The following is a 20,603-nucleotide window of genomic DNA, read 5'->3' as shown; positions in this document are numbered from 1 at the left end:
GAATTATCTAGCACTGCACAGGCTGCAAAAATTCCCATTTCTACCTATTTCATGTCGGATTTAAATTACCTTGGGAAGGTGAAAGTAGAAGTGTTGGCAACTGTTCTAATATCAGAGAATCAGCAATAGGTCCACCAATAACACTACCCCACATTTGATAGTCAACGAAGTAAACTCGACCTTCTTTCCATGCTCGTGAATTATGCAGCAGGGGATTTTTAACCCATTTTTGCTTGAGTTCTGCTAGCGGGACGTTATAAGTAGAATTGCCTTCCCATTGCTCAAGCCAAGTATGAACAATAATAATATCTGCATCGAGTTGAGATAATGTTTCAATAGTAACTATGGGTCGGACTCCTGGTTTTTGCTCCACATTGTTAAGTAATACAGGTTGAAATCCAACGGCTTCCAAGATCCGAACTGCATCCCCAGCGTATGCAATCTCAATGTAGTCCATCGATTGACTGCAAATGACATTCAACACTCGCGGATGAGTGTTTACGAAAGGGGCTAGTTTAGTGCGAACTTCGGCAAGCTGTTGCTGATACGAATCAATCACCTGTTGTACATTATCTTCTCGATTGAGTGCTTTAGCGACAATTTGAATATTATCTTGCCATCCCTGTGTATCAATGTTTATTAGCACTGTAGGAGCAATTGAAGACAGCAGTTTATTTTCCTGAGAGCTTACGCCTAAGATTAAATTTGGTTTGACTAGAGTTAAAGTTTCCAAAGAGGGCTGCGATCGCTCGCCTAAATTCACCGGCTGACTCGTGATAAAATTGCCCAAGTAAGGAATCTGTGTGCTAGGGTTGTCAAATTGGGGTGACTGTACCAAATAAGCATCAGCGTAAGCAGCAGGTTGCACATCAAGCGCAAGCATCATACTTAGTATTTTTGGTTCCAAAGCCGCTACTTTTTGAGGTTTGCCACAAATCGTGGTTTTACCTCCAGCATGGTTAATCATTCGACAATCAGTGGATGGCGGCTCATCTAAACTAGGACTGTTAGTAATACCACCTTGGCAAGCTGCGATCAAAATGACGGTGAGAAAGACAAGACTAACGTATCGATTCAGGTTGTGGCAATCTAGGAACATTGTGAGCTAAACAAAAACATTAGAACTCGATAGAAAATGAGCCAATCACAGTGAAAGGTGCGCCAGGATAGATAATATTTCTGGTTTGAGAAGTCTCGTAGTAGGTTTCATTGAAAATATTTTGGAAATTAAATGCTAATTTCCAGTTCTCCCGTTTGTAATAGATTGCTGAATCAGTTCTAAAATAGCTGGGCAAAATGGCTGTGTTTTCAAGATCAGCATTTCTATCTCCTACGTAGTAGAGTCCTAAACCAAAACCCAAACCTTGCAAATCACCGCTTTGAATTTCATAAGTTGTCCAGAGACTAGCCGCGTGTTCGGGAACGTTAATCAGCCGATTGCCAACGGGAATGGTGTTGTCTTCTGAGGTAATCGCGTTGATGTAGGCGTAAGATGTGATAATATTCCAACCTGGAAGAATTTCACCACTAATGTCTAATTCGATACCTCGGCTTCTTTGTGCGCCCACTTGAATAGAAAAATCTGGATTAATGGGATCGGTTGTTAGAACATTGGTTTTAGTAATCTCGAAGGCTGCTAGTGTTGCTGAAAGTTGTTCGCTGATATCTGCCTTGATACCAATTTCATACTGCCTACCGATAGTTGGCTCAAAGGGGGTATTGGTTACAGAACGACCGAGAAATCGATCGGGTTGAAATGATCGCGTGTAGCTGGCGTAGAGCGAAATCGGCTCAATGGGCTGATAGACAATACCAACACGGGGACTAAAGCTCGTCAGCGATTCCTCTTCTGGTGTTCCGAAGTCATCTCTGCGGTGAAAAGCATCAAAACGTCCGCCAATCAAGAGCTTTAAATTATCGGCAAAGGTAATTTGATCTTGGAGGTAAATTCCTAAAGTATCTCGGCGAGTTGTATACGAGAAAGTTTCTTCATCAGGTATATCAGGAAACGCAACATCATAATTAGGATTAAAAATGTCGAGAAGTAGGGGTTCTGTCACATCGAATGAAGTATAATTCCACACATTGCGTCTTAACTCCACCCCCAATAAAGGTTGGTGGAGAATCGAACCCGTATTGAACCGTCCGACTAATTCTGTTTGTAGTGTATAAATTTCTCGCAAGAAGTCATCGCGCCCCACACTTATTGGGCTGAATTGCTCATCAATAAGCTCACTACCACCAATAGCATAAGTGCCTCCCGATCTGCCAGACACAAAAGAAAAGGCATTGCGTAACTCCCAATCGTCGCTAAATTGATGCTGAAACCTGTAGCCAGCCCGAAAGGTACTATCATCATAAATACTTTCAGGAAGACCAACCAAACGACTAATAGGGACGGGCGCGGGTCTATCTCCGATAGCAGGAAGTCCGCGATCAAACAGATAATTATTGTTCTGGTATTCTAAGTCAAAAGTTAATGAAGTGCGATCGCTAATATTCCAAGTAATGACAGGCGCAACAAACAGACGTTCTGTAAAGTTAAAATCGCGAAAACTCCCAGCATTTTGATAAGCAACGTTGAGTCGGTATAGCAGCGAACCGTCATCGGTGAGGGGTCCTGATAAATCAAAACTGGGACGATAAAATGCGTAATTGCCGACACTAAAGTCAGCCGAATAATAGGGAGTACTGAGGGGTTGTTTCGTAACAACATTAACAATCCCTCCTGGTTCAACCTGACCAAATAAAACAGAAGCAGGTCCTTTGAGAACCTCAATGCGTTCAATATTGGCGGTATCTACCGAGGAATAGAAGTCATTATCAGCAAGACCATTGCGAAAGTTTCCCTCTTGTGCAAAACCACGAATGGTATATCCACCCGCATCTGTTCCTCCGTAATTTCCTTGCCTGTTTACGCCGCTGACGTTCTGTAGTGCATCCTGTATTCGTATCGTATTCTGGTCTTCTAGTAGCTGTCGGGGAATCACTTGTATTGAACCAGGGATATCTCGCAAAGGCGTATCGGTTCTCGTTGCAGTTGAGGCTTCAGGTATGCGATAACCATCTTGCTGTCCTGTGACGATTAATTCAATCAGTTCATCGCCTTGATTTGATGGCTGATCGCTTGGTGGAGTTTGGGCAGAGGAGACAACTGGTGTGAAGCCAAAAACTAAACCCTCGTCGCTGTCAAACAATTCTACAACTGGTATTCCTGCTGCACCCGTCACTGTCACGCGGATAGTATTAGCATCAAAGTTAGCAACCGTTATTTCAGTAATTCCCGTAACTGGTTTTTCTGAGCGAAATGTAAAAGCCTCACCGCTAGGCAGACGCAATTGGGCATTGGGAATATCAGCAATAAAGTTATTACCAGCATTGCGGTTTGTAACTTGTAACTGTTCTCCTTGAAGAGTTTGTAAAATCACCTCTACGCCCTTCGCTGTAGGATTGACTTGCACTCCCGTTACTGGCACTACTGTTACACTAGATTCTTGCGCTAGTAGTGCCGCACTTTGATGATGAATAATATCCTGAATCCGCGTTGAATTTGCTTGAGCAGGTTTTACTGTCAGAATTGAAATCGCACCTATGGCGACAAGAATTTGATATTTTTGACCTATAGCTTTACACACCACGACCGCGCTAAACACTTGCAACTAGATTTCAATAACTCGTAGTTACCATAGGGTATTTTGTGACTTTAGGTGATCTCTACAGGGTCAAATGCGATCGCTAGGCGGACTTTTTACGCCATTGTGCTTGATAATCACTGGGATTTATGCCAAACTTCTTGCGAAATGCAGCCGCAAAGTAACCTCTATTGGCAAACCCTACCGCATAAGACACCTCTGCTATATTCATTCGGTCTTCGATGAGGAGTTGACAAGCTTTCTCTAAACGATAATCGTGCAAGTAGCCAAATACTGTATTATCGAAGATTTGGCGAAATCCTTGCTTGAGTTTGCGATCGTTTAACTGCACTCGTCGTGCTAATTCAACTAATGACGGTGGATTAGTAGAATTTTGAATCAGAATATCTCTCGCTTGATAGATGCGCTCAATATCACTGCTTTTTAAGCTAACTTGCTGGTACGAAGGTGTACCATCGTTAAACAATTGAGCCAATTGTAGAGTAATCAGTTCGAGTGTTTTTGCTTCTAAATAAGTACGTCGCATGATTCCTTGAAATGGACAATGTAGCAGTTGCTGCAACGCTACTTGCATCGCCGGAGTCATCTTGCCCAATGATTGATAAAATGAAGATGGGGTGTCCGTTTCCAAAAATGGTTTAAGCAAGCAAGGTAAATTTGCTTCCTGACCTTTACTCAGTAATCGCAGCAAATGCGGTTGTAGGCGAATTCTGACATTTATATCTTGTCCCGCAATGTGTGTCTCAACCTCTCGCGTTTCTACGGGATAGTAAAATAAATAGCTTTCTCCAGACTGTTCGCAAGCATCTTCATTCACACCAAAAATTTGCTCTAATTGCACCCCAGCACTCCGAAAAACCAGAGTTATTGTAGGGTATCCGGTAGCATCTGTCTCTAGACAATCATTCGCATAAGTCTCTGGATACTCAACGTTAACAACATCGGTTTGAAGTCCCAAGCAAAGTGGAGTCGCACTTACTAAACCTTTTTGAAGTGGATGTTGCCAGATTTCAACACTTTCAATACCATCATCATGGTAAGAAACCTTGCCATTTCGATAACCCTCTTCCTCGATTTCTGGCCACTCCTTGCTTGTATAAATTTTTGTCATTTTAGCCAAGTATTATTCTCAAATTTATTGAGAAATTATCTCATATCTTTTCTAGCTGAAGATGTGAAAAGATATTTACGTACGACACGGATGTAAAAGGCGATCGCACCCCAACATTTTTTCTGTAATATCTATGCTGTTGGCAAATTATTCGGATCAATGCCCTGCGATCGCAAAAAGGCGATCAGTCGTTCTTTTTGCTGACGTTCTTGTTCAGCGCGTTGGCGTTCAATTTCAATCAATTCCACCGCACAGGGTAACAAATTACCCGATTGATCCCACCACCGCAACCAATAGCTCGTTCGTGCTTCTTTCGTTCCTTGCCAAGTTCCTAAAAACAACTTCATTGACTCAAGCCAATGGCGACCATTTTCATCCGGTTGCTGAAGCTCGTAGCGTCCGTTTTCGAGTTGATAGGATTCCAATAATCCATCACTGGGGTCAAAGATGACATAAATCGGAACTTGTAAAATTTGCTCGTAAAAAAACCACTTCCCTGGTGGATAGGTGCGTTTTACCGAATATTCTTGCCCATCGGCGTCGGATAAAAATTCCATCACGACTTGGGGAACATCGCCTTCGAGATTGGGGGTGTAGCTTTTGCGATCGCTCAATGCTTGGTTAACATGAGCAACATAAACCCAATCGGGTGCTTTAACGACAAATTGCCCGCTGATAGTCGCACACAAACCAAAATTCGATGCGATTAACATTTGTGGTTGAATAAAACCACTAATTTCTAAGCTTTCACGCAATGCACCTGCGATAATTGGTTGACCTGTATATTCCACAGGTTCATCCTCTAATTGAAAGTCGTCGGGCAACGCTTCCCAAGATACCACTGGTTGTAGCGCTTTGGTTTGCTCAAGTTGGGTTGCCATAAACACTGCCTAGTATGGATTTGTTTTTATTTTAGATAAGATAGACAACTCTGAGAAATTGTGCGCTATTTATGCAGTTTGTTTTTGTCTGCGATCGCAAAAATCCCTAGAGGGTAATGTATTAGACTACATAAAACCACCAAACATCTTTGTAAGAGGTCTTAATCATGGTGTAGCTCTTTTATGATGACGGTTTAAAACTGGAACAATACACTCAATTCCATCGCATCACTTCTAGCAAAGCCACAATTTAACTTCTAAGGATTTTTCCCTAATTTTTAGGTAATTTTTTTTACATTTATGAGGGTACTTGTGGAGCTGACAAATTCTCATTAAGCTGAAATGTAGCTTGAGAAACTTTTGTCGAAGGTAAATTTGTTAGTTATAACGTAGAGATCTAGGGGTACCACTATTAAAAGAGAACAATTTAGATTTAAATCTGAATTGGGAGTTGCTTCCCTCTTACCCTTGTCCTCTAACAGTGCCTCTTGACAATTGAGGCAATTTCTTTAAAGTTGTCTGTTTAGCCTAGCTGCTATTTTTATTTGCAAGAACCCATGTCAACTCTGGTCATTGTCGAATCTCCCACTAAAGCCCGTACCATTCGTAACTACTTGCCAAATGGTTATCGCGTGGAAGCGTCTATGGGTCATATCCGCGACCTTCCGCAGTCGGCTAGCGATATCCCCCCAGCAGTGAAGGGAGAAAAATGGGCGCAGCTGGGTGTTAATGTGGACGCTGACTTTGAACCGTTGTATATCGTCCCCAAAGATAAAAAAAAGGTTGTTACCCAACTGAAAGAAGCGCTGAAAAATGCAGATGAACTGGTACTTGCGACAGATGAAGACCGCGAAGGTGAAAGTATCAGTTGGCATTTATTGCAGCTACTCAAGCCGAAAGTTCCAATCAAGCGAATGGTATTTCATGAGATTACGCAAGATGCAATCCGTAAGGCATTGAAAAATTGCCGTGATGTTGATGAGCAGCTGGTACGCGCTCAAGAAACAAGAAGAATTTTAGATCGACTTGTTGGTTATACTCTGTCGCCCCTGCTGTGGAAGAAGATCGCTTGGGGTTTATCAGCAGGACGAGTACAGTCAGTAGCAGTGCGGCTGTTGGTAGAAAAAGAACGCCAGCGTCGTGCTTTTCGTCAAGCGACTTATTGGGATTTGAAGGCAGAATTGGAGGCGGAAAGCGCTGGTAGTGCGTCAAACAACGCTTTTGAATCACGACTAGTGACGCTGGGTGGAACCAAGATAGCGAATGGTAGTGATTTTGATGAAGCAACTGGAAAATTAATTGCTGGGCGGAAGGTTGTTTTACTCAATGAAGCGGAAGCGAAAGCTTTAAAAGACCGCCTCAAAGGAAAACAATGGAAAGTTACAGACTTAGAAGAACGTCCAGTCACGCGCAAGCCTGCACCACCATTCACAACTTCAACGCTGCAACAGGAATCTAACCGAAAATTAAGGCTATCAGCACGGGATACAATGCGGACAGCGCAAAGTTTGTACGAGCAAGGGTATATTACCTATATGCGAACTGATTCGGTGCATTTATCAGATCAGGCGATCGCCGCCGCGCGAACTTGTGTTGAACAACTCTACGGTAAACAATACCTCAACCCTTCACCCCGACAATACACAACTAAAAGTAAAGGCGCGCAAGAAGCCCACGAAGCAATTCGTCCAGCGGGAAGTACGTTTAGAACACCACAAGAAACTGGTTTAAGTGGGCGGGAACTCGCGCTATATGACTTGATTTGGAAACGTACTGTTGCTAGTCAAATGGCAGATGCGAAGCAAACTCAAATTGTGATGCATTTGCAAGTCGAAGATGCGGGATTTCGTTCAAGTGGTAAGCGCATTGATTTTCCAGGATATTTACGCGCCTATGTCGAAGGTTCTGACGATCCTGAAGCAGCATTGGAAGATCAAGAGGTGATTTTGCCAAATCTTAAAGTTGGCGATCGCCCGAATTGTAAGAAACTCGAAGCAATTAAACACGAAACACAGCCGCCAGCCCGTTATACTGAAGCTTCATTAGTCAAAACTCTAGAAAGTGAAGGAATTGGTCGTCCGAGTACTTACGCAAGTATTATTGGCACAATCATTGACCGTGGTTATGCTCAACTTGTTAGTAATGCACTAGTTCCCACGTTTACTGCTTTTGCCGTCACAGGATTACTAGAAAAACATTTTCCTGATTTGGTCAACACCAGCTTTACTTCCAAAATGGAGCAAACGCTAGACGATATTGCTACAGGTGAAGTGAACTGGCTACCTTACTTACAAGAATTTTATTTGGGCGATTCTGGGTTAGAAACTCTCGTAAAAGAACGCGAAAACCAAATCGATCCGAATACAGCCCGCACTGTAGAACTTGAAGACTTAGCTGCGAAAGTCCGCATTGGGAAATTTGGTCCTTATATTGAAGTGGAAAATGGTGATGGTGTTGTCACGGCGTCAATTCCCAAAGATGTTAATCCAGCAGATTTAGATCCGGCGCAAGTCGAAGTATTGCTGCGGCAAAAAACTGAAGGTCCCGATCAACTAGGTCGCCATCCGGAAACAGGAGAACCGATTTATGTACTGATTGGTAGTCGCGGTCCTTATATTCAACTGGGAGACGCTACTGAAGAGAATCCTAAACCTAAAACAGCATCATTTCCTAAAGGAATGACAATTGAAAACCTGACACTCGATAAAGCGGTTGGGCTTTTGTCTTTGCCTCGGTTGTTAGGCACTCACCCCGCAACAGGTGGCAAAATCCAAGCATCTATTGGTCCTTTTGGTCCATATGTAGCACATGACCAAGGAAAAGAAGGAAAAGACTACCGATCGCTCAAAGCTGGGGATGATGTTTTTACGGTGACTTTGGAAAGAGCTTTAGAATTATTATCAGAACCTAAAAAAGGACGCGGTGGCGGTCGGAGTAAGACTAAGCCACCTTTAAAAGAGCTAGGTTCGCATCCTGATGATGGAGAAGCAGTGAATATCTACGATGGTCCTTACGGTCCTTATGTCAAGCATGGTAAAACAAACGTTGGCTTACCCGAAGGTAAATCGGTAGAAGATATCACGCTCGCGATCGCACTCGAACTACTAGCAACAAAAGCGACTAGTAAAAAATCAACTCGTCGTAGTTCAACAAGCAGTAATGGTAAATCGGCATCAAAGTCATCAACTACTGCTAAGAAAAAGACAACTCGCAGTCAATCTGGTAGCAGGACGAGCACAGCATCTAGTTCCAAGGCTAAGTAATTAGAAGTAAAGGGTGCAGAGGGTGCAGGAGTGAATTATGAATGAGGTTAACTCAAAATTCAAAACTCTTGCTGCTAGCTCTGACTTCAGTTGCAGGATATCTATAATCTAGCCGACGCTAACAAATCTAATCCTGCCATTACGACATCCTCTGGAGAAATATCAAGGCATTCTAGTTGGTAGGGACAGCTAAAGGCATAACAAGGACTACAAGCAGTAGGACGGCGCAGAAGATGTGATAAGTTATAGCGAGGTCGCCATTGCGATTCATACTCTGTTCCGGCAAACATAACAACGCTGGGAGTGCGTGTAGCGTCGGCAATATGCATTGTTGATGTATTGTTGGTTAAAACTAATTGAGCGCTTGCAATCAAAGCTGCTAGCTGAGGTAGGGTAGTACTACCAACCAAGTCGATGGCATGAGACGCAAGTGTAGTCAGTAAAGGTTGAGCGCGATCGCGGTCTTTGGGAACGCCTGTCACCACAATTGGCATACCTGTTTGTTGCGTAAGTTGTTTTGCAGCAATGGCGAAGCGTAAGGAATCGTAGTTACGAGATTGACAACTTGTCCAGGGATTAAGCAGGATATACGGGCGATCAGCTATACCGTGTTGAGCAAGTAATTGTAATGCGGCTTGTTTTGCGTCCAAATCAAACTGAATCGACAAACTGCGATCGCGTACTTGAAACCCAATTGCTTCAACTAAGCGTAAATTACGTTCTACTTGGTGAATTTCATCGGGTGCGGCTGGTACTTCTGTAGTTAATACGCCATTTCCTTGTTGCTTTGATTCACCTAAGCGTAAAGGAATACCCGCCAAGTAACACACAAAAGCAGGAGGATGAGGACTTTGGCTAAAACTTGTGAAAATGACTGCAGCATCAAAGCGGCGATCGCGGAGTTTTTGAATTAACTGCCACTCACGTTTAGGAGCAAAATCAAGACTCCCCAAATCTTGCCATAGTGCTTGCCACGGAAATACCTCATCAACCCAAGGTAACAATGATGCAGCTTGCGCCCCACTCGGACTTGCCATCAGCGTTAAATGACACGCGGGTAAATTTTCCTTCATTACCCGTAATGCTGGACTCGTCATAATCACATCGCCAATATTATCTAGCCGCATGACAAGAATATTGCGCACATTACTCCACTCGCTCAGTAATTTTAGAGAATTACTCACCCCACACCCCCAACAAGGACTCAGCAGCAGCAAAAACATCAAGTGGCGAAATGTCATCAACGCAATTCCTCCAAGGTTGCTGTAGTGAACAAACGCCACTGTACCAGCAAGATTGCTCAGTAAAGTTGCTCAGATTTCGTTCAGGACATTGAGGGTAGCCCTGTAGGTCAATGTGTGGCTGTGGTTGTCCATAACGTCCGTACCAGGAAGGACCAAAAAGTGTAATTGTTGGTATGTTCAAAGCAGCTGCAATTCGTGCAGAACCTGTATCAGCAGCAATAACCAAAGAAGCACAAGACAGCACCGCAGCTAAATCAACAAGTTCGCCACGAGGAAAGATATAGGCGTTGTTGCCAATTCCATCAACAATTTCTGCGGCTTGCTCGATATCAGCACCAACAGGTATAAGCAAAGTTGCACCGTAAGCGTGTCTTAATGCTTTACCTAAAGTAATAAAGTTAATGGGATTCCATCGCTTAATTGACATTCCAGCATCAGGGATCAAAAACACTAATGGACGAGGATAATGATGTAAAACTGCTTGAGCGCGTTGTTGATTTAATGAAGGTAGCTGGAGACGTACGTTAGCAATCGCCTGCTTGTGAATAACTTTTTCTGCTAACAAAATCCCAATAAAGCGATCGCTGACAAGTTGATTTGTGGGTGGTTCTCGCCACAAGTTAGTTACACAATGCAATACACCGCTTTGTTGAATAACTTGCTCAATGCCATCGTAATTGGTATCTGATACAATCAAGTCAAAATTTTGACTTGCTAGTAGTGTTTCTACAGATTTTCGTGGATTATTGCGATCTGCATAAATAACGTGAGTAATCAGAGGATCGCTTTCTAATAGCTTCCCTCCAGGAGATAATGTCAAAACTGTCATTTGAGCTTGAGAGTGCGATCGCGCTAATGCCTGAATTGCACTCAATGCAATTAAAATATCGCCGATTCCTCCTAGCAACTCAACAAAGAGAATGTTACAAAATGTACTGCTTGTCATCACAAAATCTTATCTACCACAGTTATAAATATTGTTTTACTTCTACAGTTAGATCCAAGAAAAACCTAGAATTATTACTGAAGATTGATTTAGGCTTTTGTAAAAATTGATAACTTCAATTTATAGCTAATTTCACTTAGCTACACCAGCCAAAATTATTATCTCAAACCGCCAAAAGTACCTCCACCCAAAAGTTGACTCGAATATGAAACCTTCTTTGTCTAAAACAATCGGGGCAAGCCTCATCGCAATGAGTGTAGCTGTGCTACCGTTATCGCTACCTGCTGCTGCAACAACTACTACTCCAGATACAACAACTACAACAACAGTCCAAGAAACAAGAGAAGATGACAATAACTGGGGATGGCTAGGTCTTCTCGGACTCATAGGCTTAGCTGGTCTATTTCGCCAGCAGAAACGTACTGTTGCTTACAGAGATCCTGCCGAGACAGGAAGCACCACTACACCTAGATACTAAAGAGGGGTGAGGAGAAGCCAGTCGTGTGCGGAGGTGTCCTCCGTTGAGGAGTGGATTCGTTGCGGAGGTTCCCGCGCCCTGTAGAACTCCGCGTGAGCCACTGCGCCTTTGGGGGTGTCCCCCGTTGTAGCAAGTGGTGTCAAACTGGCGTTGAGGGGTGAGTGATTAGTGGTTAGTGAAAGAGTAGGAGTGTGGGAGTGTGGGAGAGATTGAGAGATTTAATTGTTGTTTTTCCCTAACTACCCGCCTACCCTCTACCCTACTACCCTAATACCCCCTACTCCTCTGCTACCTTCACCAAAAGCTTTTAACTAAACACAATATCACCCCAGTTCAATACATTATCTGCAGCGATTAGGCGATCGCTAATTGTTGTTGGTAGTTCTTGGTGATAAACACCAGAAGGAAGAATACCACAACCTCCATATACTGCCATAACACGCAGTTGAGCTAAAACATCTTCGCCACAATGTTCTGGAGGAAGTTCGCGCCAAAAATTAAATCCACCAAGCTCGCGAAGCTTAGCAGTATCATACATAACACAAGCCGGAACCCAAGTAACGCGATATTTACGGGGGTTCGCTGATGTAATGCCTAATTTCTGTTGAATGTGGTAGATATTTGCACCATTATGCAACCGCCAGCGCTCCCATTGAGGAGTATGATGTCTCACAACTTCTGGTTGAACGGGAGAATCCCAAAATTCAATATTATGTTTGTCAGGATGAACGCGATCAATGTGGCTCAAGCCAATAAACGCACATCCAACGAAACCACATCTTTCCTCCTGAATTGCAACCAGCATTTTTTCAACGACATCAGGTTCAAGAATCAAGTCATCATCAATAAATAACGAATAAGGTGCGTTAGCTTGTTCTAATAAAAATTGCCGTTGTTCTGCAATGCCACGACGCGGTAAGTGCTTATGAATTTCAACAGTATGACCGTGGGCACGAAGTACTCGCAATACAGCTTGCACTTCACCCGTTGCTGTTGGGTTGCTATCCTCAGTTTGGTCAGAAATGACAATCCGAAAGTCGCGGTAGGTTTGGGCAATAAGACTTGTAAGCGTGACAGCTAAGGCAGCAGGACGGCGATAAGTAGGAAGAAGGATATCAATAGTACTCATAGAGTAGGGATCGGGGGTCAGAGGTCGGGGGTCAGGGGTTAGAAAGATGTAGGTGAAACCTTTGCTGTGTGAGTTCTTTCCACTTAAGAGCCACTGTGCTTGGTGGAGTAGTATCAAAGCAGAATAGGATGAGCCTGGGTTTCTTGCAAAAGTTCGCAAACAGCTGTAACAACAGAATTTGGTGTCACCAATTCTAGACAGTGGTGATGACTTTCAGGACAAACACTTTTGTAACAGTACTTGCAAGAAACATCATGGAATAGAACGCGATGAGGAACGCCCCAAGGGGTGTGCTGAGGATTTGTGAGTGCATATAAATCAACGACAGGAGTCCCAACCGCCGCCGCGATATGCACAGGACCTGTATTATTAGCAATTAGCAATGGGGCGATCGCAACTAAGGCAGCCATTTCCTCTAAGTCAAGACACCCAACAAGCGATCGCGTCGTCACATCAGCGCGTGTTTGAATTTCTTCAACTAACTGTCTTTCGGGTTCAGTACCAGTAAAAACAACTGAAATACCCATTGTCACCAAACGACGAGCAACTTCGGCAAAGCCTGCTGGTGGATAACGCCGCGATGGTGCAGTTGCACCAGGGTGAACCACAACCCAAGGTTGGTGTTTAATTCTCAGTTGTTCTAACATCATTTGCACGCGATTCAGTGCTTTTTCTGAAACACGCAAAGACATTTTGTCATTATTTGTTTGACACCCGACAGTTGCCACTAAATCTAACTGGCGACGCACTTCATGACGCACAAATTGTTCTGGTTCGGGATCTTTAACCCAATCAGTGAGTAGCTGATAAGGGTTTTCATGACAGTGTGCCAATCGCAGAGGAATATCTGCTAAGTAACAAAGAAATGCTGATGGTAAAGGATTTTGACTATACACTGTAAAAATTACTGCAGCATCAAATTGTAAATTCCGCAAGTGTTCTGCCATTTCGTATTCAGGAAGGCTGTTTTTGCGGGGGGCAGTTGCTTTTAACCACGGGGCATCGTAAACCACAACTGTATCAATTTCTGGAATCAGTGATGCCGTTGTTGCTCCTGCTGAAGATGTTAGAAGCGTAATCCGTCGTTGAGGATGCGATACTTTTAAAGCACGAATTGCGGGTGTTGTCATCAATACATCACCCATCGTATCGAGTCGAATACACAAAACATTTTCAACACAATCCCAAGTTGCGATCGCGCTCATGATGCTTCCTTGTGTAATGATTGACAGCGCTGAATGATGCTTGTTGTCGAGCAATTTTCTACAAATGGCAAAAGGTGTACCTCACCTCCCAATTGTTCTACTAAAGGTGTTTCTGGTAGTGTAGCTTTGGTATAGTCGCCACCTTTGACATAGATATTAGGGCGCACCGATGGTAAAAGATGAAGTGGAGTATCTTCATCAAAGGAGACAAGATAATCAACACAACCAAGCCCAGCAAGTACCTGAATGCGATCAAAGAGTGAATTAATTGGACGTGTCGATCCTTTAATGCGGCTGACACTTGCATCTGAATTGACGCCGATAACAAGAATGTCTCCTAGGGTACGCGCTTGATTAAGATAAGAAACGTGTCCGGCATGAAGAATGTCAAAACAGCCATTAGTAAAAACAATCCGACGCCCAGCAGCACGGTGTGCAGCTAATACTTTCATAAGTTGAGTGCGATCGCTGATATATTTTTCCGTTGGTGCTACTTGTGCTTCCCTTAAGTCTTGAGCAGTACAAGCTGTTGTACCGTCTTTTTGCACAACAACTGCAGCTGCAGCCGCAGCAAATTCTGCCGCATCCTTTGTTGAAACTTTTGCTGCCAGGGCAAGTGCGAGTGCACTGACGAAAGTGTCACCAGCACCTGTCGCATGATTTGTTGCTTTTTTGGTACAAGTACGATGTAGCTTAATGCCATTTGCAGTAGAACGCTCAAACACGATCGCCCCCTCAGCATCCAAAGTAACAGCCACAATTTCTGCACCTGTGATGTCGAGAAGCCTTTGCCCGTGTGGGAGAATTTGGTTAACTCTAGTATCGTTAGCTGTTGTCTCCAAATCGAGTAGTTTCAACGCTTCAGCGTAATTAGGTTTTACCGCAGTCACCCCAATATTTTTGTATGTCGCTAGATGCTTAGAATCAACAACCAAAATTCGCGGTGTGACTTGCTGAAGTTTAGCGATCGCCTCAATCACTCTTGGTGTCAAAATTCCATAACCGTAGTCGGAAACAATCACCGCATCGCATTGAGGAAATAATTGATGGATTTGAACGATTAGCTTTTGCTCAATCTCTGTTGAAATGGGTGTAGTACTACCTTGATCGAAGCGGACTAAAATTTGCGAAGAGGCAACAACTCTTTGCTTACTAAGCGATCGCCTATCGAGTTGCGTATAGATGTTATCTGAAGACACGCCACGTTCTGCAAGTGCTTGCTGTAGCAGTGTCCCCTCCCAATCATCACCAACAACCGAAAGCAGCATGACATCAGCACCAAGACAACGAGCATTAACAGCAGTATTTGCTGCACCCCCAGGAGCGCGATCAATATGCGTAACATTCACAACCGGAACAGGTGCTTCTGGGCACAAGCGATCGCTTGCACCATGAAGATAACAATCGAGCATCGCCTCGCCAATCACAAGCACTCTCAAACCAGCGATCGCATCGAGCAAATCATTTACCATACACCAGCCCTGACTCCTTAATAATCACCTGGGCTGCTTCAGCTAAGTCAGCAACAGTATGATGTGGTATTCGTAAAGGAGATAACTGCCACTCAGTTTCATTGCCGTTATCAATCAAAATAGTCTTACAGCCAGCACGACGCCCTGCTTCAATATCATTAAGAATGTCACCAACAAACCAAGATTGCGATAAATCAAGCTGGTGATTTGCTGCTGCTTGCAACAATAAACCAGGTTCAGGCTTACGACAAGCGCATTGCATTGTATATTCCTTAACCACACCCTGAGGATGATGAGGACAATAATAAAATCCCGACAAAGCAACACCTGCTGACTCCAGCAACTGCTGTAATCTTTCCTCAACTCCTTGCAAAGCCGATTCCTGAAAATACCCCCGCGCAACACCCGACTGATTCGTAATCGCAATCAACACATATCCAGCCCCAGAGAGTTGCTGCAAACCAGTCACCGCCCCTTTTGTAAACTTAATCCTCTTCGGATCGACATTGTAAGGGACATCCTCAATCAGCGTACCATCCTTATCAAGAAACACTGCTCGCATCTCTATTCTCTCTGTACTCTTTGTGCACGCCAGTTGTACGCCACTTCCCTCAACGGGGGGCGACGAAGTCCACGATAGCGCCACCCCCGCACGAGAGTGGCTCCTCAACGCAAGACACCTCCGCACCTTTCGCCTGGCTCCTCTGTGGTTCGTTCATCCCCATCTTCTTCCCACCAGACAATCCTAAATAGTGTTCCACCAACTCACACAAAAGATGCAAAACAAAAATCTGCACTTCTTGAACGCGTTGTGTGTCAAACGCAGGAACAACAACCGCAATATCAGCTAGATTAATTAACTCACCTCCATTACCACCCAACAAAGCAACACACTGTAGTTGCTGCGATCGCGCAGTTTCAAAAGCTGCAATCATATTTGGCGATCGCCCACTCGTACTAATTCCCAATAACAAATCTCCAGGTTGAGCAAAAGTTTCTACCTGTCGTGAAAACACATACTCAAAACCAACATCATTCGCCCATGCTGTTAAAAACGCTGTATCTGCCGTCAGTGCTAATATCGGTACTCCAGCGCGATTAGGAGTGCGAAACCGCCCGACTAATTCAGCAGCAAAATGTTGTGCATCTGCTGCGCTTCCACCATTACCGCAAACAAGCACCTTACCACCTGCATTGACGCAATCAAAAATTGCCTGTGCTGCTTGACTAATTGCCGGAATTAATTGCTGACGCGATCGCGTGAATGCATCAATCGCTGCTATAAAGCTTTGGTCAATTTCAGCAAAGGTTGTAATATTTGCTACTAACTTATCTTTCTGAATAATCTTTGTATAAAGTGCAGCAATCTCACGCGTTACTTGTTGCCAGGTAAAGTGTTCTTGAGCGCGGTGTATAGCGTGCTGACTCATGCGATCGCGATGTGGATTTGTGTAGAGAGTTGTGAGCTTTTCGGCGATCGCTTGTGGATTTTTTGCAGGTACTAAATACCCTGTTTCCTCGTCTTTAACTGTAAACTTGACACCTCCAACACGCGAACCAATCACAGGTGTACCACACGCCATTGCTTCTATAGGAGTAATGCCAAAAGGTTCATAAATAGGAGTAGTAATAAAGACATCTGCTGCGCTGTAATAATACTTAAGTAAGTCGCGACACTTGCGACCAACAAATTTCACCTGATCCTCAATACTGTGTCTGCGAGCGATCGCTCTCAATCTACCAATTTCAGGCGTCAAGCTAGGATCAGGTGTTTCTGATTCACCCCCCACAATTAAGAGTTGCGCTGAAACGCGATCTTGCTGAAGCCATTTGGCAAAACCACAAATTGCCGTATCAACACCTTTACGCGGTACAAGTCTTCCTAGTTGTAAAATCAGTGGTTCAGTAGGATTAAGCCTTAAGAATGCCCGCGCCTCAGTTTTCTCGATTGGGTAAATCTCTGAGGGATCAAAGCCGCAGGGAATAGTTGTCATCTTTTCAGGATCGGCATGATAAAGACACAGCAAGTCTTCTCGATCTTGAGGACATTCTGCAATGATAAAGTCTGCCTCAGCAACAATGCGGTCTTCAATCGCAAACCGCGCATCAGGAAAACCGTCAGCTTTGCCTTGGTAAAAGCGGCGGACACGCCCAAGTGCATGAAACGTGACGACAAAGGGAATACCAAGCGATCGCTTCACCTCAGTAGCAACCATTGCTGACATCCAAAAATTAGCATGAATCAAGTCATAGTGCGTGGATTGAAAAAAGTTCAGTACATACGCTGTAAATTCTTCCATACAAGGAAGAAGTTCTTCTTTACAGATGTATTTTGGCGTACCTGCAGGAACGTGGATAATACGTACGCCATTCCAAGAAATAATTTCGGGTAACTTTGGGCAATCTCTGCGGGTAAAGATATCAACTTCGTACCCTAATGCAGCTAAATGCTTCGCGACTTGACCGACGTAAACATTTTGACCACCACTATCTGCACCACCAAACGTACCCAGTGGTGAGGCGTGTTCGCTAATAAGGGCAATACGTTTCATAGAGGTTAAGGATGAGGGGCTAAATCGAGTTTGTTAAACGCTAGTTGCTGCGAGGTGGCAAAAGCTGCGTTCCAATCTTGAGTAAAACGGGTGATATTAAATCGCGATCGCGCTGCTATTCTGGCACCGTGACTGAGCGATTGCGCCTTACTAAGATGTTGCAGTAGTTCGTGCATGGTTTCTATTAACTTGGTGACATCAGTGTTGACATAGCCAGATCCGTTTTCTACAACTGTGACCATTTCTGTGGTTGCTAATCCAATAATGGGTAAACCAATACTCATTGCTTCACACACCGCAAGCCCTAAGCTGGTATAGCGAATTGGATTAAATAAAAAACGATAACGTGCCGCAAATTGAGGTAATTCTTCGTGTCCTATTTCACCTAAACCGCCTATGTCTTCAGAATTCATCCCGATTAAATCTAAAGGAACTACAGCGCGGACACGCTCAAAAATATCTGCACCCAGGCGACGTCCTCGCGATGCCAGATTATTAACAATCACTAACCCGCGTTCGAGTTCGCCACTATATTGCACGTCATCCGGCACAATAACGCCGTGCTCGATGACACAAGTCGGAGTACGCCTACTATCCCACATCAACTGATTAAACGCAGTTACATGAATTAGTAGTACTTCAGGATCGTCTACGATATGGCGGGTATCTGTCGGGTGATCTTGCGGCGGATCGTGTTCGAGATAAAGCCGAGGCAGTTGGCGCTGGGTTGGTGATAAAATCTCGTATTGATCTTCTAGATAATTCTTTTGTGACTGAAACAAAATACAGTCAAATTGGAGATTCCTAACTTCTTGTGCAGGAACATCACAGACATTATCAGACCAAGCAAATCCAGGGAGACGTCCGCCATAACCTTCAGGTCGATCAGGTTTAATTGGGAGATAAAACTGATGGCAACTTTTTTGTGTCAAATAGTAGAGATAGTTACCGTGGACGTGCCAAGTTAAAATACGTAACGGTTGCATAGGTATAAGATTAAAAAAAACTAATTTAGAATTAATTAGCCGGACTTGATATTAGATGCAGGAAAGATTGTTGATCTGCTAAATCCGTATCTGAATGTGACTTCACCCAATGTGAAAGCACGCTACCACCAAATTCTGGCGATCGCCCTACACGGATTGGAATGCCTGCCAAATAGCACATATAAGCTATTGGATAAGGTGATTGAGTAGTGGTAAAAATAATTGCTGCGTCAAAGTGACGTTGCGTTAGTTGTTCAATTAACTTAAGTTCTTGCTCAGGATTATCAAATACTGGCTCCTTGTAAATCAGAACATCGTCAATCCAAAATAATTCTGGTGGTTGACTTGCAGTTGTCATTAAAGTGATTGATGCAGCAGGAAGTAACTGACGCAATTTTTGTAATGCTAACTCAATCGATACTGAGTCTAGTTGAATGACTAAAACTCGTTGTAATTGCCAGTTATCAGACATAAGTTACCTCTGACAACAAATTTTCTACTTCAGTAATGACTGCTTCTGGAGGAATCAAACGTTGATTTGAATTTTTAGTGATAGTCGCAATTGTGCAATCTTCCCGCAAACATTTTTGATGACTGGCTTCTTCACAAGAAACATGCGAGTAAGTACTCAGAATTCGGTGGCGATCGCGATCTAAAGGTGCCCAACGATGAGGATCAGAAGCACTAAAAATCACCACACTTTTTACTTTGAGTGCGGCGGCGAGATGCGATACTCCTGTATCGTTGCAGACTAATAATTTTGCTTGACTCAATAGTGCGGCGATCGCACCTAAACTAGTATGTCCTGCCAAATCAATCACACAATCGCCATATTGCATTTGCGATCGCACTGCTTGGGTGACTTCAATTTCGGCTGTAGTCCCTGTTAAAACAACTTGCAAGCCGCGTCTGACAAGAAAATCAGCAACGATAGCAAACTTCTTTGTTGACCAGCGTCGTTCTGCTACACTCGCACCAGGATGAATGCATACATATTCTTTGCGTGTCAGATGTTTAACTTCAGGAATTGCCTTGAATGCAACAAAATCCTCTTCAGTTAAAGGAAACTCCAAATCAGTTCCTTGCAAGGGAATTCCTAAAAACTCCATCAGGCGTAGGTGTCGCCACACTTCCGGTTCACTAGCAGGATAAGGTAAAAAGCGTTCGGGATCGGGACAATACTGTCCTGGTAGGTAAAATCCAGCATTCGCCTGCGCACCTAATAAAACAGTGAACGAGTTGATAATGTTACCGTTTCCGTGCATCTGCAACGCCAGATCAAAGCCTTGTTGCTGTACGCGAGTAAAGAACTTTGGTAAATCTGTAATTTGCGGTGACACTTCAGGAATTCCAGGATAACCAGGAAACTCCCACAATTCATCAATATATTGGCTAAAACGCGAAACAAAAGTTTTTGCCCACGGTAGACCAATTAAAGTAATTTTTGCTTGCGGTAGTGCTGCACGGAGCGATCGCCATGCTGGAATGGCACACAAAAGATCGCCCAATCCTGGTAAAGCACGCACAATCGCAATTCGAGGTTGTAGTTCCCAGCGGTTTTGCTTAACCACTCATCATGTTTCTGCAACGACTCGTTTAACTTTAACGATCTCGTTTCTGTACTTCATTGGGCATTTGACTAAACAAGCTTGGTTCTTGCAACTACTCCCTTGGGCAATTGCA

Annotated in this window: 16 protein-coding genes; 2 read left to right on the top strand and 14 right to left on the bottom strand. The window is 43.8% G+C overall.

Going from position 1 to position 20,603, the window contains the following annotated elements:
• Positions 1–49: 49 nt before the first annotated feature.
• The 4 genes from CSQ79_RS07915 to CSQ79_RS07900 form a co-directional block, all read right to left on the bottom strand.
• Positions 50–1,099, bottom strand: coding sequence for an ABC transporter substrate-binding protein (locus tag CSQ79_RS07915; RefSeq protein ID WP_099700619.1), 1,050 nt, complete (start codon positions 1,097–1,099; stop codon positions 50–52).
• Between the two features lie 19 nt (positions 1,100–1,118).
• A complete protein-coding gene (locus tag CSQ79_RS07910; RefSeq protein WP_099700700.1) occupies positions 1,119–3,635 on the bottom strand; it encodes a TonB-dependent siderophore receptor in 2,517 nt (838 codons plus the stop codon).
• Between the two features lie 100 nt (positions 3,636–3,735).
• Positions 3,736–4,764, bottom strand: a complete 1,029-nt coding sequence (locus CSQ79_RS07905; RefSeq protein WP_099700618.1) for an AraC family transcriptional regulator — start codon at positions 4,762–4,764, stop codon at positions 3,736–3,738.
• Between the two features lie 131 nt (positions 4,765–4,895).
• The gene (locus tag CSQ79_RS07900; protein ID WP_099700617.1) at positions 4,896–5,645 is read right to left on the bottom strand and encodes a Uma2 family endonuclease; all 750 of its coding nucleotides are present in this window, start codon (positions 5,643–5,645) and stop codon (positions 4,896–4,898) included.
• Between the two features lie 557 nt (positions 5,646–6,202).
• Here CSQ79_RS07900 and topA point away from each other — a divergent pair.
• Complete coding sequence (topA, locus tag CSQ79_RS07895) at positions 6,203–8,908, top strand: type I DNA topoisomerase (RefSeq protein WP_099700616.1); 2,706 nt, start codon at positions 6,203–6,205, stop codon at positions 8,906–8,908.
• A 101-nt stretch (positions 8,909–9,009) separates the two neighbouring features.
• Here the strand turns inward: topA and CSQ79_RS07890 are convergent, their stop codons facing one another.
• Both CSQ79_RS07890 and CSQ79_RS07885 read right to left on the bottom strand, forming a co-directional pair.
• Positions 9,010–10,149, bottom strand: coding sequence for a glycosyltransferase family 9 protein (locus tag CSQ79_RS07890; RefSeq protein ID WP_289500828.1), 1,140 nt, complete (start codon positions 10,147–10,149; stop codon positions 9,010–9,012).
• Complete coding sequence (locus CSQ79_RS07885) at positions 10,085–11,098, bottom strand: glycosyltransferase family 9 protein (protein WP_099700615.1); 1,014 nt, start codon at positions 11,096–11,098, stop codon at positions 10,085–10,087. The genes CSQ79_RS07890 and CSQ79_RS07885 overlap by 65 nt, the downstream gene beginning before the upstream one ends.
• A gap of 205 nt (positions 11,099–11,303) precedes the next feature.
• Here CSQ79_RS07885 and CSQ79_RS07880 point away from each other — a divergent pair, with 205 nt between their 5' ends.
• The gene (locus CSQ79_RS07880; RefSeq protein WP_099700614.1) at positions 11,304–11,576 is read left to right on the top strand and encodes a WGxxGxxG family protein; all 273 of its coding nucleotides are present in this window, start codon (positions 11,304–11,306) and stop codon (positions 11,574–11,576) included.
• A gap of 307 nt (positions 11,577–11,883) precedes the next feature.
• On the opposite strand, the gene CSQ79_RS07875 is transcribed toward CSQ79_RS07880, so the two are convergent.
• The 8 genes from CSQ79_RS07875 to CSQ79_RS07840 all read right to left on the bottom strand — a co-directional run bounded on the left by CSQ79_RS07875 (position 11,884) and on the right by CSQ79_RS07840 (position 20,491).
• Entirely contained in the window at positions 11,884–12,705 is an 822-nt protein-coding gene (locus CSQ79_RS07875) for a glycosyltransferase family 2 protein (RefSeq protein WP_099700613.1), read from the bottom strand.
• A gap of 113 nt (positions 12,706–12,818) precedes the next feature.
• The gene (gene waaF, locus CSQ79_RS07870) at positions 12,819–13,910 is read right to left on the bottom strand and encodes a lipopolysaccharide heptosyltransferase II (RefSeq protein ID WP_289500825.1); all 1,092 of its coding nucleotides are present in this window, start codon (positions 13,908–13,910) and stop codon (positions 12,819–12,821) included.
• Complete coding sequence (gene rfaE2 / locus CSQ79_RS07865) at positions 13,907–15,382, bottom strand: D-glycero-beta-D-manno-heptose 1-phosphate adenylyltransferase (RefSeq protein ID WP_099700612.1); 1,476 nt, start codon at positions 15,380–15,382, stop codon at positions 13,907–13,909. The genes waaF and rfaE2 overlap by 4 nt, the downstream gene beginning before the upstream one ends.
• A complete protein-coding gene (locus CSQ79_RS07860) occupies positions 15,372–15,944 on the bottom strand; it encodes a D-glycero-alpha-D-manno-heptose-1,7-bisphosphate 7-phosphatase (RefSeq protein ID WP_289500823.1) in 573 nt (190 codons plus the stop codon). Before CSQ79_RS07860 ends, rfaE2 begins: the two co-directional genes overlap by 11 nt.
• A gap of 49 nt (positions 15,945–15,993) precedes the next feature.
• Complete coding sequence (locus tag CSQ79_RS07855) at positions 15,994–17,934, bottom strand: glycosyltransferase (RefSeq protein ID WP_099700611.1); 1,941 nt, start codon at positions 17,932–17,934, stop codon at positions 15,994–15,996.
• A 5-nt stretch (positions 17,935–17,939) separates the two neighbouring features.
• Positions 17,940–18,920, bottom strand: a complete 981-nt coding sequence (locus CSQ79_RS07850; RefSeq protein ID WP_099700610.1) for a glycosyltransferase — start codon at positions 18,918–18,920, stop codon at positions 17,940–17,942.
• 31 nt (positions 18,921–18,951) lie between these two features.
• Positions 18,952–19,392: a glycosyltransferase family 9 protein gene (locus CSQ79_RS07845; protein ID WP_289500821.1), complete on the bottom strand. Its 441-nt coding sequence runs from the start codon at positions 19,390–19,392 to the stop codon at positions 18,952–18,954.
• Positions 19,385–20,491, bottom strand: a complete 1,107-nt coding sequence (locus CSQ79_RS07840) for a glycosyltransferase family 9 protein (RefSeq protein ID WP_099700609.1) — start codon at positions 20,489–20,491, stop codon at positions 19,385–19,387. The genes CSQ79_RS07845 and CSQ79_RS07840 overlap by 8 nt, the downstream gene beginning before the upstream one ends.
• Positions 20,492–20,603: the final 112 nt, after the last annotated feature.

Origin of the sequence: Gloeocapsopsis sp. IPPAS B-1203 (genome assembly GCF_002749975.1) — a bacterium.
Classification (GTDB): domain Bacteria; phylum Cyanobacteriota; class Cyanobacteriia; order Cyanobacteriales; family Chroococcidiopsidaceae; genus Gloeocapsopsis.
The sequence above is the reverse complement of the archived record's forward strand: the minus strand, read 5'-3'. Positions and strand labels throughout refer to the sequence as shown.

Bases quoted from the DNA above. Each gene is read 5' to 3' on its own strand.
- rfaE2 (WP_099700612.1), bottom strand. From the start codon at position 15,382: ATGGTAAATGATTTGCTCGATGCGATCGCTGGTTTGAGAGTGCTTGTG.
- CSQ79_RS07890 (WP_289500828.1), bottom strand. From the start codon at position 10,149: ATGACATTTCGCCACTTGATGTTTTTGCTGCTGCTGAGTCCTTGTTGG.
- CSQ79_RS07875 (WP_099700613.1), bottom strand. From the start codon at position 12,705: ATGAGTACTATTGATATCCTTCTTCCTACTTATCGCCGTCCTGCTGCC.
- topA (WP_099700616.1), top strand. From the start codon at position 6,203: ATGTCAACTCTGGTCATTGTCGAATCTCCCACTAAAGCCCGTACCATT.
- CSQ79_RS07915 (WP_099700619.1), bottom strand. From the start codon at position 1,099: ATGTTCCTAGATTGCCACAACCTGAATCGATACGTTAGTCTTGTCTTT.
- CSQ79_RS07860 (WP_289500823.1), bottom strand. From the start codon at position 15,944: ATGCGAGCAGTGTTTCTTGATAAGGATGGTACGCTGATTGAGGATGTC.
- CSQ79_RS07905 (WP_099700618.1), bottom strand. From the start codon at position 4,764: ATGACAAAAATTTATACAAGCAAGGAGTGGCCAGAAATCGAGGAAGAG.
- CSQ79_RS07880 (WP_099700614.1), top strand. From the start codon at position 11,304: ATGAAACCTTCTTTGTCTAAAACAATCGGGGCAAGCCTCATCGCAATG.
- CSQ79_RS07850 (WP_099700610.1), bottom strand. From the start codon at position 18,920: ATGCAACCGTTACGTATTTTAACTTGGCACGTCCACGGTAACTATCTC.
- CSQ79_RS07845 (WP_289500821.1), bottom strand. From the start codon at position 19,392: ATGTCTGATAACTGGCAATTACAACGAGTTTTAGTCATTCAACTAGAC.
- waaF (WP_289500825.1), bottom strand. From the start codon at position 13,910: ATGAGCGCGATCGCAACTTGGGATTGTGTTGAAAATGTTTTGTGTATT.
- CSQ79_RS07855 (WP_099700611.1), bottom strand. From the start codon at position 17,934: ATGAAACGTATTGCCCTTATTAGCGAACACGCCTCACCACTGGGTACG.
- CSQ79_RS07885 (WP_099700615.1), bottom strand. From the start codon at position 11,098: ATGACAAGCAGTACATTTTGTAACATTCTCTTTGTTGAGTTGCTAGGA.
- CSQ79_RS07900 (WP_099700617.1), bottom strand. From the start codon at position 5,645: ATGGCAACCCAACTTGAGCAAACCAAAGCGCTACAACCAGTGGTATCT.